This is a genomic window from Citrobacter sp. Cb080, from assembly GCF_030334745.1.
GTDB lineage: Bacteria > Pseudomonadota > Gammaproteobacteria > Enterobacterales > Enterobacteriaceae > Citrobacter > Citrobacter braakii.
On the sequence record NZ_JAOWDG010000083.1, the window covers coordinates 107,131 to 119,450 of the forward strand.

The 12,320-nt window shown below is 52.2% G+C and carries 12 protein-coding genes; 6 read left to right on the forward strand and 6 right to left on the reverse strand.

The features are described 5' to 3' along the window. Positions 1-99 precede the first annotated feature (99 nt). The 5 genes from ftsZ (at position 100) to mutT (ending at position 6,272) form a co-directional block, all read left to right on the forward strand. A complete protein-coding gene (gene ftsZ, locus OGV38_RS22670; RefSeq protein ID WP_003018753.1) occupies positions 100-1,251 on the forward strand; it encodes a cell division protein FtsZ in 1,152 nt (383 codons plus the stop codon). A 100-nt stretch (positions 1,252-1,351) separates the two neighbouring features. Then, positions 1,352-2,269, forward strand: coding sequence for a UDP-3-O-acyl-N-acetylglucosamine deacetylase (lpxC, locus tag OGV38_RS22675; RefSeq protein ID WP_006686706.1), 918 nt, complete (start codon positions 1,352-1,354; stop codon positions 2,267-2,269). A gap of 284 nt (positions 2,270-2,553) precedes the next feature. After that, on the forward strand, positions 2,554-3,060 hold the full coding sequence (gene secM / locus OGV38_RS22680; RefSeq protein WP_029139762.1) for a secA translation cis-regulator SecM: 507 nt from the start codon (positions 2,554-2,556) through the stop codon (positions 3,058-3,060). A 60-nt stretch (positions 3,061-3,120) separates the two neighbouring features. Beyond that, the gene (gene secA, locus OGV38_RS22685) at positions 3,121-5,826 is read left to right on the forward strand and encodes a preprotein translocase subunit SecA (RefSeq protein ID WP_016151702.1); all 2,706 of its coding nucleotides are present in this window, start codon (positions 3,121-3,123) and stop codon (positions 5,824-5,826) included. Positions 5,827-5,882: 56 nt separating this feature from the next. Next, on the forward strand, positions 5,883-6,272 hold the full coding sequence (mutT, locus tag OGV38_RS22690) for an 8-oxo-dGTP diphosphatase MutT (protein WP_016155691.1): 390 nt from the start codon (positions 5,883-5,885) through the stop codon (positions 6,270-6,272). An 88-nt stretch (positions 6,273-6,360) separates the two neighbouring features. On the opposite strand, the gene yacG is transcribed toward mutT, so the two are convergent. Genes yacG through coaE form a run of 3 tightly spaced genes read right to left on the reverse strand, consistent with a single transcriptional unit; the run spans position 6,361 to position 7,928 of the window. Continuing rightward, entirely contained in the window at positions 6,361-6,555 is a 195-nt protein-coding gene (yacG, locus tag OGV38_RS22695; protein ID WP_016151704.1) for a DNA gyrase inhibitor YacG, read from the reverse strand. A gap of 9 nt (positions 6,556-6,564) precedes the next feature. Further along, positions 6,565-7,308: a cell division protein ZapD gene (gene zapD / locus OGV38_RS22700; protein WP_016151705.1), complete on the reverse strand. Its 744-nt coding sequence runs from the start codon at positions 7,306-7,308 to the stop codon at positions 6,565-6,567. Beyond that, on the reverse strand, positions 7,308-7,928 hold the full coding sequence (gene coaE, locus OGV38_RS22705; protein WP_269519367.1) for a dephospho-CoA kinase: 621 nt from the start codon (positions 7,926-7,928) through the stop codon (positions 7,308-7,310). Before coaE ends, zapD begins: the two co-directional genes overlap by 1 nt. Before the next feature lie 225 nt (positions 7,929-8,153). Here coaE and OGV38_RS22710 point away from each other — a divergent pair, with 225 nt between their 5' ends. Then, positions 8,154-9,197, forward strand: coding sequence for a GMP reductase (locus tag OGV38_RS22710; protein ID WP_003829510.1), 1,044 nt, complete (start codon positions 8,154-8,156; stop codon positions 9,195-9,197). 55 nt (positions 9,198-9,252) lie between these two features. Here the strand turns inward: OGV38_RS22710 and hofC are convergent, their stop codons facing one another. Genes hofC through ppdD form a run of 3 tightly spaced genes read right to left on the reverse strand, consistent with a single transcriptional unit; the run spans position 9,253 to position 12,277 of the window. Continuing rightward, positions 9,253-10,455, reverse strand: a complete 1,203-nt coding sequence (gene hofC, locus OGV38_RS22715; protein ID WP_142418009.1) for a protein transport protein HofC — start codon at positions 10,453-10,455, stop codon at positions 9,253-9,255. Then, the gene (gspE, locus tag OGV38_RS22720) at positions 10,445-11,830 is read right to left on the reverse strand and encodes a type II secretion system protein GspE (RefSeq protein ID WP_286475119.1); all 1,386 of its coding nucleotides are present in this window, start codon (positions 11,828-11,830) and stop codon (positions 10,445-10,447) included. The genes hofC and gspE overlap by 11 nt, the downstream gene beginning before the upstream one ends. A gap of 9 nt (positions 11,831-11,839) precedes the next feature. Continuing rightward, entirely contained in the window at positions 11,840-12,277 is a 438-nt protein-coding gene (gene ppdD / locus OGV38_RS22725; protein WP_286475122.1) for a prepilin peptidase-dependent pilin, read from the reverse strand. Between the last annotated feature and the right edge of the window lie 43 nt (positions 12,278-12,320).

The window sequence follows — 12,320 nt, forward strand, 5'->3', positions numbered from 1 at the left end:
GAATCTCCTGGAGCATAGTTTACTATGTCACGGGAGTGAGTGAAGGCAGCCAACAAAGAGGCGGCTTGAAGGATGAAGTGTAAAACGGAGAGAGAAACTATGTTTGAACCTATGGAACTAACCAACGACGCGGTGATTAAAGTCATCGGCGTCGGTGGCGGCGGCGGTAATGCCGTTGAACACATGGTGCGTGAGCGCATCGAAGGTGTTGAATTCTTCGCAGTGAATACCGACGCTCAGGCGTTGCGTAAAACGGCGGTTGGACAGACCATTCAGATTGGTAGCGGCATCACCAAAGGTCTGGGCGCGGGTGCAAACCCGGAAGTCGGTCGTAATGCGGCAGACGAAGATCGCGAAGCTCTGCGCGCAGCGCTTGACGGCGCAGACATGGTGTTTATCGCAGCTGGCATGGGCGGCGGTACCGGTACCGGTGCAGCGCCAGTGGTAGCTGAAGTTGCAAAAGATTTAGGTATCCTGACCGTTGCTGTCGTGACTAAGCCTTTCAACTTTGAAGGCAAGAAGCGTATGGCATTCGCGGAGCAGGGTATCACCGAGCTGTCCAAACACGTGGACTCTCTGATCACTATCCCGAACGACAAGCTGCTGAAAGTACTGGGCCGTGGTATCTCCCTGCTGGATGCATTTGGCGCAGCGAACGACGTGCTGAAAGGCGCAGTCCAGGGTATCGCTGAACTGATTACTCGTCCGGGCCTGATGAACGTCGACTTTGCAGACGTACGCACCGTGATGTCCGAAATGGGCTACGCGATGATGGGTTCTGGCGTGGCGAGTGGTGAAGACCGTGCAGAAGAAGCGGCTGAAATGGCTATCTCTTCTCCGCTGCTGGAAGATATCGATCTGTCCGGCGCACGCGGCGTGCTGGTTAACATTACTGCGGGCTTCGACCTGCGTCTGGATGAGTTCGAAACCGTGGGTAACACGATTCGTGCCTTTGCATCGGATAACGCAACTGTGGTTATCGGTACCTCTCTGGACCCGGATATGAACGACGAATTGCGCGTGACCGTTGTTGCGACTGGAATTGGTATGGATAAGCGTCCTGAAATCACTCTGGTGACCAACAAACAGGTACAGCAGCCGGTAATGGATCGTTACCAGCAGCACGGTATGGCGCCGTTGACGCAAGAGCAGAAACCGGTAGCGAAAGTGGTTAACGACAATACGCCGCAAACCACGAAAGAGCCGGATTATCTGGATATCCCTGCATTCCTGCGTAAGCAAGCTGATTAAGAATTAGCTGGAATTTGGGAATTGTGGCTCTTTGTGCTAAACTGGCCCACCGAATGTATAGTACACTTCGGTTGGATAGGTAATTTGGCGAGATTATACGATGATCAAACAAAGGACTCTTAAACGTATCGTTCAGGCGACTGGCGTCGGTTTGCATACCGGCAAAAAAGTCACCCTGACATTACGCCCTGCGCCGGCCAACACCGGGGTCATCTATCGTCGCACCGACTTGAATCCTCCGGTAGATTTCCCGGCCGATGCCAAATCTGTGCGTGATACCATGCTCTGTACGTGTCTGGTCAATGAGCATGATGTGCGGATTTCAACCGTAGAGCACCTTAATGCTGCTCTGGCGGGCTTAGGTATCGATAACATCGTTATTGAAGTTAACGCCCCGGAAATCCCGATTATGGATGGCAGTGCCGCTCCGTTCGTTTACCTGCTGCTTGATGCAGGTATTGAAGAACTGAGCAGCGCCAAAAAATTTGTTCGCATCAAAGAGACCGTTCGTGTCGAAGATGGCGATAAGTGGGCTGAGTTTAAGCCGTATAATGGTTTTACGTTGGATTTCACTATCGACTTTAACCATCCGGCGATCGACTCCAGCACGCAGCGCTACGCGATGAACTTCTCTGCGGATGCGTTCATGCGCCAGATCAGCCGCGCGCGTACTTTCGGCTTCATGCGTGATATCGAATATCTGCAGTCCCGCGGCCTGTGCCTGGGCGGCAGCTTCGATTGTGCCATCGTTGTTGACGATTATCGCGTATTGAACGAAGACGGCCTGCGTTTTGAAGACGAATTCGTTCGTCACAAAATGCTCGACGCGATTGGTGACTTGTTCATGTGTGGTCACAACATTATTGGTGCATTCACCGCGTATAAATCCGGTCATGCACTGAATAACAAACTGTTGCAGGCAGTCCTGGCAAAACAGGAAGCCTGGGAATATGTGACCTTCCAGGACGATGCAGAACTGCCGTTGGCGTTCAAAGCACCTTCGACTGTACTGGCATAACGACATACGCTGTCGCATAAATTCGACTGGTAAATCTGGCACTCTCTCCGGCCAGGTGAGCCAGTCTTTTTTTTATCTTTCGATTGCAAAACCCCTTATCTGAAGCGACTTTTTCCCCACCAACAGATTAAAACACCGTTCGATCGCTGCTTTCTTAAGCATATTTACCCGCGACTTGCTGTCATTACTGCTGTGGAGCGTACGCTTTAATGGTAATATTTATGCGCAAAAAAATGGTTTTGCATTTGTAACCCCAAACGCAGGGTATATCAGGTGGCAATAACGTGAGTGGAATACTGACGCGTTGGCGACAGTTAGGCAGACGGTACTTCTGGCCGCATCTCCTGTTGGGGATGGTCGCGGCTAGTTTTGGCCTGCCTGCGCTCGGTAATGCTGCTGAACCTAATACTCCCGCGAAGGCGACCGCCAGCAATCACGATCAATCTGCCAAAGTTAACTTTAGCCAGCTTGCTTTGCTGGAGGCGACCAATCGCCGCCCGAATTTTACCGTTGACTACTGGCATCAGCATGCCATTCGTACGGTCATTCGCCATCTTTCTTTTGCCATGGCTCCTCAGGCGCTGCCTGTTGCCGAAGAGCCGTTGCCAATCCAGGCGCACCATCTTGCGTTACTGAATACGCTCAGCGCGATGCTGACGCAAGAAGGCAGACCGCCCGCGACCGTGAGTCGCGTGACATATGCCCATTTTACCTCTCAGGCCGCATTTAGCGTTCCGGTCTGGATCAGCCAGCTGCAGGGTATCCGTGCTGGCCCTCAACGCCTCAGCTAAAAAAGAACCTTCCAACTTATAATTTTTGACTCCGCATCGCGGGGCGTTTGAGATTTTATTATGCTAATCAAATTATTAACAAAAGTATTCGGTAGCCGTAACGAGCGTACGCTGCGTCGTATGCGTAAAGTGGTCAATGTCATCAATGCAATGGAACCGGAGATGGAAAAACTCTCCGATGATGAACTGAAAGCGAAGACCGCTGAATTCCGCGCCCGTCTGGAAAAAGGCGCCAGCGTTGAAAGCCTGATCCCGGAAGCGTTCGCGGTGGTCCGCGAAGCGAGTAAGCGTGTGTTCGGCATGCGTCATTTCGACGTACAGCTGCTGGGCGGTATGGTGCTTAACGATCGCTGCATCGCGGAAATGCGTACCGGTGAAGGTAAAACCCTGACCGCAACGCTGCCAGCCTACCTCAACGCCTTAAGCGGGAAAGGTGTACACGTGGTTACCGTGAACGACTACCTGGCTCAGCGTGACGCCGAAAATAACCGCCCGTTGTTTGAATTCCTCGGCATGACCGTGGGTATCAACATGTCTGGCCTGCCTGCGCCAGCCAAGCGTGAAGCCTACAATGCCGATATTACTTACGGTACCAACAACGAATACGGCTTTGACTACCTGCGCGACAACATGGCGTTTAGCCCGGAAGAGCGCGTTCAGCGTAAACTGCACTATGCGCTGGTCGATGAAGTCGACTCCATCCTGATCGATGAAGCGCGTACGCCGCTGATCATTTCCGGTCCGGCTGAAGACAGCTCGGAAATGTATAAAAAAGTGAACAAAATCATCCCGCACCTGATTCGTCAGGAGAAGGACGATTCCGACACGTTCCAGGGGGAAGGCCACTTCTCTGTTGATGAGAAAGCGCGCCAGGTCAACCTGACCGAACGTGGTCTGGTACTGATTGAAGAGCTGTTGGTTAACGAAGGCATTATGGATGAGGGCGAGTCGCTGTACTCTCCGGGCAACATTATGCTGATGCACCACGTGACTGCTGCACTGCGCGCGCACGTGCTGTTTACCCGCGACGTTGACTATATTGTGAAAGACGGTGAAGTTATCATCGTCGACGAACACACCGGTCGTACCATGCAGGGCCGCCGCTGGTCCGATGGTCTGCACCAGGCTGTTGAAGCCAAAGAAGGCGTAGATATCCAAAACGAGAACCAGACGCTGGCATCCATTACCTTCCAGAACTACTTCCGTTTGTACGAAAAACTGGCCGGTATGACCGGTACAGCAGATACTGAAGCCTTTGAATTCAGCTCCATCTACAAACTGGATACCGTGGTTGTGCCGACCAACCGCCCGATGATCCGTAAGGATTTACCGGATCTGGTGTACATGACTGAAGCGGAAAAAATTCAGGCGATCATTGAAGATATTAAAGAGCGTACTGCAAATGGCCAGCCGGTGCTGGTTGGTACTATCTCTATTGAAAAATCGGAAGTGGTTTCTAATGAGCTGAACAAGGCGGGTATCAAACACAACGTTCTGAACGCCAAGTTCCACGCCAACGAAGCCGCAATCGTCGCCCAGGCGGGTTATCCGTCCGCAGTGACTATCGCGACAAACATGGCAGGTCGTGGTACCGATATCGTGCTGGGTGGTAGCTGGCAGGCGGAAATTGCCGAGCTGGAGGACCCGACTCCAGAACAAATCGCGCAGATCAAAGCCGAGTGGCAGGTTCGCCATGATGCGGTGTTAGCTGCAGGCGGTTTACATATTATCGGTACCGAGCGTCACGAATCTCGTCGTATAGATAACCAGCTGCGTGGTCGTTCTGGTCGTCAGGGGGATGCGGGGTCTTCTCGTTTCTATCTGTCGATGGAAGATGCGCTGATGCGTATTTTTGCTTCTGACCGCGTGTCCGGCATGATGCGTAAACTGGGCATGAAGCCTGGTGAAGCAATTGAACACCCGTGGGTGACTAAAGCGATTGCAAACGCGCAGCGTAAAGTAGAAAGCCGCAACTTCGATATTCGTAAGCAATTGCTGGAATATGATGACGTTGCCAATGACCAGCGTCGCGCAATCTACACCCAGCGTAACGAACTGCTGGACGTAACTGACGTTAGCGAAACCATTAATAGCATCCGTGAGGATGTCTTCAAAGCGACAATTGATGCCTATATTCCGCCGCAGTCTCTGGAAGAAATGTGGGATATTCCGGGTCTGCAGGAACGTCTGAAAAACGACTTCGATCTGGAAATGCCTATTTCAGAGTGGCTGGATAAAGAGCCTGAGCTGCATGAGGAAACGCTGCGCGAACGTATTCTGGCAAACGCCATCGAAGTTTATCAGCGTAAAGAAGAAGTTGTGGGCGCGGAGATGATGCGTCACTTCGAAAAAGGCGTGATGCTGCAAACTCTCGATTCTCTGTGGAAAGAGCACCTTGCGGCGATGGACTACCTGCGTCAGGGTATCCACCTGCGTGGTTATGCGCAAAAAGATCCGAAGCAGGAATACAAGCGTGAATCCTTCTCTATGTTTGCATCAATGCTGGAATCACTGAAGTACGAAGTGATCAGTACCCTGAGCAAAGTTCAGGTACGTATGCCTGAAGAAGTAGAAGCGATGGAGCAGCAACGTCGTGAAGACGCTGAACGTTTAGCGCAGATGCAGCAGTTGAGCCATAAAGGTGACGATTCTGCCGCGGCAGAAGAGCTGGCAGCACAAACTGGCGATCGTAAAGTGGGTCGTAACGATCCGTGTCCTTGCGGTTCCGGCAAAAAGTACAAACAGTGCCATGGCCGCCTGAGTTAAGAAAATAACTTACTGAAAAGGCGCAGAATTCTGCGCCTTTTTTATGGACGATAAAGATGAAAATACTACAGATCGCCGTCGGGATTATTCGCAACCAGCACCATGAAATTTTTATTACCCAGCGTGCGGCTGATGCCCACATGGCAAATAAGCTGGAGTTCCCCGGCGGGAAAATTGAAGCGGGCGAAACGCCGGAGCAGGCGCTGATTCGCGAGTTACAGGAAGAAGTAGGCATTACGCCGACTCAAAGCTCACTGTTCGAAAAGCTGGAGTACCAGTTTCCGGACCGGCATATCACTCTGTGGTTCTGGCTGGTTGAAAGCTGGGAAGGCGAACCGTGGGGGAAAGAGGGGCAACCGGCGCAGTGGATTGCGCAAGATGCTCTGAATACAGAAGATTTTCCGCCTGCGAATGCGCCGGTAATTGAAAAGCTGATTGCTGGATAAAGGTGTTCGTAGGCCGGATTAGGCAACCCCACCATCCGGCAAATTAGGGCGGGGTCGCTACGCTTGCCCGCCCTACGTTTTAGCTGAATTACTTCTGCTCTTCACTCCAGTCGTCGTTTTCCGACAGATCACCAGAGCTTGGGATACGTTTCTCTTCTGCGGCCCACTCACCCAGATCGATTAACTGGCAGCGCTTGCTGCAGAATGGGCGAAACGGGCTGACTTCACCCCACACTACGGGTTTGCCGCAGGTTGGGCAGTTGACGATGGTTTGTTCAGACATGTTGACTCCTTAACAGCACGCCAGATCAAAATCGAGACGCTCAGGCACCTGGCCATTCTCGCTATCCAGCGGCATAAAGCGAATAGCAAAGCGGCTCTTATGACCAGAAATTTGCGGATAAAGCTGCGAATCAAGCGGCAGCTGCAAGCGAAGCAGATCGGCATCTTCGCCGTTGTCCTGATAAAAACCATTCAAGCTGGTTTGCTTACGGAATGGCGCAGAGTTGCGAATTAAATCCAGCACCAGCGACAGTGCCTGATTGAGCGGATTCAGACTTGCAAGCCATGTTTCAACCTGCGCGTCGCGATGCGACTGCGGTAGATGTAACCAAATATGCAGGGTCGGCAGATCGAAACTGCAGCATCCGCCAGGAATGCTTAAACGCTGACGTACAAGGCCAATCAGACGATCTTCGCGCAGCGTCTGTCCAATACGCGGAGCCGAAATCAGAATGCTGCCCGCGCTTTTTAACTGCTGGCGCAATGCGTCGATCCTGTTTTGATCGACGCCGGGAACTTCAACCCAGGCCTGGAGTTTACGCTGTTGTCTTTCCAGCTCTTTGAGGAGTTCGGTACGGACTTCGCCGCGTTCAAATACATCCAGTAAGTCCCCGATGTTGCGGAAAAAATGCAGTGCGCCTGCATGGTCCGCTATGGGTACATTAACGGAGAGCTGTTGGATTAAAAACTCAATGCGCAGCCATGTACGCATCTTCTCATTGAGAGGGTGTTCAAAAAGGACCTGGGTGTGCATTACGGTTTTTCCTGTGAGACAAACTGCAACGCGCATTGCAGATAGAGCGCGTGCAGGTGGGCGACATCCGAGGCGATGGCCTCCGGTGCGCCATTATTATCAATAACATCGTCTGCCACGGCCAGACGCGCTTCGCGCGTTGCCTGGGCAGCAAGAATTTGTTCAACATGCTCACGCGTGACGTCATCGCGCTGCATAGTGCGTCTGAGCTGTGTCTCGGGAGTAACATCCACCACGAGTACGCGGTTGGCTTTTTTATACAGCGAATTTTCCACCAGCAAAGGTACAACCCACAACAGATAAGGGGAGGTTGCTTGCTGAAACTGGCGCTGTGTTTCCTGCTGAATAAGCGGATGGAGCAGGGCATTCAGCCAGCTTTTCTCCTCAGGACTGGAAAAAATGCGTTCGCGTAAAATGCGTCGCTGCAACGATCCGTCGGTAGCTATAACTTCGGTACCAAAATGTTCTTCGATCGCCTTAAGGGCTGGGGTACCGGGTTCAACCACCTGGCGCGCAATAATATCTGCATCAATGACGTTTATTCCGAGGTCTGCGAACGCATTTGCAACGGTACTTTTACCACTGCCAATGCCACCGGTTAAGGCTACCGTATACCTCATAGATGCAGATCCTGGAGTTTAAGTTTGATTATCAAACAGTTAAAAGTTAAGCGTGCGACGGCGAGGTTGCTGCAGGATTAACCTACTATTCGCCAGGTAAATTTATGGGATTGTAGCGTAAAAAAAGAGAATTTCGCAGTCTTGCGCGGCATTGATTAGTGCGTATGATAGCGTCACTGGAGTTGTGAGTTTCGATTTTTCGCCATTAACCCCAGGAATCCGCACATGCGTATCGAAGAAGATCTGAAGTTAGGTTTCAAAGACGTTCTTATCCGCCCTAAGCGTTCTACTCTCAAAAGCCGTTCCGATGTTGAGCTGGAACGTCAATTTACCTTTAAGCACTCAGGTCAGACCTGGTCCGGCGTACCGATTATTGCCGCGAACATGGACACTGTCGGGACGTTTGCCATGGCAACGGCGCTGGCATCCTTCGACATCCTGACTGCGGTACACAAACACTATTCTGTTGAAGACTGGGCTGCTTTCATCGCAGAGAGCTCTGCTGATGTGCTCAAACACGTAATGGTTTCAACCGGCACCTCTGATGCAGATTTCGAAAAAACCAAACAGATTCTGGCGCTCAACCCGGCGCTGAACTTTATCTGCATTGATGTGGCAAATGGCTACTCAGAGCATTTTGTTCAGTTTGTGTCGAAAGCGCGTGAAGCATGGCCGACAAAAACAATTTGTGCGGGCAATGTGGTTACTGGAGAAATGTGTGAAGAGCTGGTACTTTCCGGCGCGGACATTGTTAAAGTCGGCATTGGCCCGGGTTCTGTATGTACCACACGTGTAAAAACCGGCGTTGGCTACCCACAGCTTTCTGCGGTTATTGAATGTGCCGATGCCGCTCACGGTCTGGGCGGCATGATTGTCAGTGACGGCGGCTGCACAATGCCGGGTGACGTGGCAAAAGCGTTCGGCGGTGGCGCGGACTTCGTTATGCTCGGCGGTATGTTGGCCGGTCATGAAGAAAGCGGCGGCAAAATTGTTGAAGAGAACGGTGAGAAATTCATGCTGTTCTACGGCATGAGCTCTGAATCAGCCATGACGCGTCACGTCGGTGGTGTTGCACAATACCGCGCCGCGGAAGGTAAAACAGTTAAGTTGCCTCTGCGTGGCCCGGTTGATAACACTGCACGCGATATCCTTGGCGGCCTGCGTTCTGCCTGTACCTATGTCGGTGCATCTCGCCTGAAAGAACTGACCAAACGTACAACGTTTATTCGTGTACAGGAACAAGAAAACCGCGTTTTCAATAGCCTGTAAGAACAGGTAGGACTATGACATGCCGGATAAGCAGTGCGCCATCCGGCATTTGAATTTATCCCACCCCGCTCATCGCATCTCCTAAATGAAAAATCGGCAAGTACATCGCAACGACCAGCGTACCGATTATCAGCCCCGTAATGACCAGTAACGCAGGCTCGAGTAGCGCAGCCAGATTCTCTGCCTGAGACAATGTTTTCTCGCCGTGGTGATAGGCGAGATTACGCAGCATTACATCCAGCGAGCCGGAAGCCTCACCTGTTCTGACCAACTGTATGCACAATGGGCTGAATTCACTGCAATTTTTGAGTGCTAACCAGACCGGTTTTCCGGCGCTGATGTCGTGATGTACCTGCGCTAAGCGTTGCGACCAGAAAGGGTTGGCCAACGTTTCAGTGACGCTCTCAAGGCCTTGCAGAAAAGGAATACCTGCATTTTGCGTTAACGCCAGAACAGTGAAGATCTGCGTGAGCTTTTGCCCTCTCACCATCGGTCCTATGACCGGGAAGCCGAGCAGCAATTTCTGGCGCAGAGTGAGCCAGTATGGCTTCTGCTTCATCAGGTGATATGCCGCACCCGCTACCAGGCTGAATGCTCCCGCCAGCCATCCCCATTGGCTGCTAAAATGCGCGATGGCAATAATCCACTGAGTGAGTGCCGGTAGCGGGGTGTTAAACGTCTGGTAAATGGCGGCAAACTCAGGGAGTACAAACTGCAGCATCGCGAATACCATCATCACCGCCATCGTGATGATGAATATCGGATAGCGTAGGGCTTTTTTAACTTTATCCGCCAACTGCTGTTGATTCTTCTGCTGGCGGGCGAGTTCAAAGCAGCAGTCGTCCAGCTTACCCGTAAGCTCTCCGGTACGGATCATTGCCTGATAAAGAGGCGGAAAAACGTGTTGCCACTGAGATAGCGAGGTGGAGAGAGAAATACCCTGTTCCATATCGTGAGCCAGCGTGCGCAGTAGCGCTTGCCATTGGCTGCTGGGATGCTGTTCAGCCAGCAAAGCTAAACTTGCCGAGAGTGTTAGCCCTGCTTTCAGCAACGTCGCCAGTTGATGTATGGTTTCAGCGCTTTTTTCACGGCTCCAGTGTGAGGCTTTGACACGCATACGATTAATGCGCAGCGGCGTAATATGCCGTTGCTCAAGAGCAAGCATCAATGAGGGGCGGGTATCGGCCCAAAGTACGCCTTCCAGTGGATTACCTTCGTTGCTAATACCTTGCCAGCGCCAAAGCAGTTTAGCTGACATGGGGCATGCCCAGTACGCGTACCAACTCTTCAAATGTTGTTAACCCATGTTCGACGGCCTTGCAACCATTTTCGAAAAGCGTGCTCATCCCCAGTTGCTGAGCATTCGATTCCACTCCGTCTACGGACGTACCGTTGGCGATGCTCTGGCGCAATGCAGGTGTCACGGGGAGAACTTCAAACAATGCCGTACGGCCATAAAATCCGTGATAGCAATGTTGGCAGCCCGGAGCCTGCCAACGAGGCAGTGGCGTAGGCCAGATCGCTTCCGGGAGCATGATAGGCGTTTCCAGGCGTTGTCGGCAATGGGGACACAATTTTCTCACCAACCGCTGCGCAATAACGAGCGTCAGCGCGGAGGCGATCATCCAGCGTGCAACCCCCATTTGCTGCAAGCGTATTAGTGTTTCTGTGGTGGAATTGGTATGTAGTGTTGATAGAACCAGATGACCGGTTTGTGCGGCTTTAAGGGCTATTTCAGCCGTTTCGCCATCACGGATTTCACCCACCATGATAATGTCGGGATCCTGGCGCAGCAGCGCGCGCAATACTCCCTGAAAAGTGAGACCGGCACGTGGATGAATTTGTGTCTGGTTAAGACCTGCGATCGGGATCTCTACTGGATCTTCCACGCTACAGAGGTTAACGTCCGGAGTGTTTCGGGTCTGCAGCGCACTGTACAGCGTGACCGTTTTACCGCTTCCGGTCGGTCCGGTGACCAGAATCAGCCCCTGAGGCTGCTGCAACGCTTGTGAAAATGCTGCCAGCTGCGCGTCCTGCATTCCCAGCGCGGTGATTTCCAGCGCTTGATCGACCTGATGCAGTAGCCGTAGCACCACTTTTTCGCCAAAGCGACAGGGCAAGGTGGCGATGCGAAACGAGACCGGCTCTCCTGAAATTTCAACGGTAAATTGGCCGTCTTGCGCAAGTCGGTGCTCGGCAATATCCAGACTGCCTAAAACTTTTAGTCTGGCAGTGATGGCGATACCCATCTCGGTCGTGACGTCCGGTAAAGCATGCAGTACGCCATCCACACGTAATCTGATTCGATAGTGATTTTCCGCTGGTTCAAAATGAATATCAGAAGCCCGTTGCACCAGCGCGGATTGAAACGTCTGATTCAGCAAATCTGCTGCGCTGGCGCTGCTTTTCGTGACCACTGCCGGGAGCATTTTCTGTGGCGTATGCGTGTGGCCTTCCATTTGTTGACGCGTCCAGCAGACGATGTCGATACGTCGGGTGGTGGCAAAATGCAGTGCGTCCAGCAATTCGTGGGATGGAGCGTCCACGACGGCGATGTGCACCACTTCATTGTCTGCATCCAGTAATATTCCCTGATGACGTTGGCACAGCGCCGTAAGTTGGGTGGTATTCATCTCTTTTCCTTAATTAATATCGAAACGGAAAACGTCTTCACAGGCCTGTTGCGATGCGCTGTCATTCTGGATAACGCAGTTACGGCTCCAGCCGGTAATACCGTTGGCATTGTCCCAACCCGGCGTCATGGTGATGCTTAACCCGTTCAGGCTTTCTTGTCCGCTGAGGCTGACCACTCCTTTTTCAACGCTCATGGCGGAGACATAACGGGTGGTGGCTGGAGAAGGGATGCCATTCGTTCCGGCATCACAGGTTGTTGTTCCGCCATGCTCCAGCGCACAGAGCTCAACCGCCGTGCGATAGGGAACAAAGGTTTGCAGCATGTCTGTTAACGCGGCTTTGCGCAGATAGTTTTGATAAGCCGGAATACCGATGGCGCTAAGGATGGCAATAATGCCAATGACCACCATGAGTTCGATAAGTGTGAAGCCTCGTTGCTTGTCCATCGTTCGCTCCTTGAGTTAGCTGGCGCTACTTTGGCAAACGCTC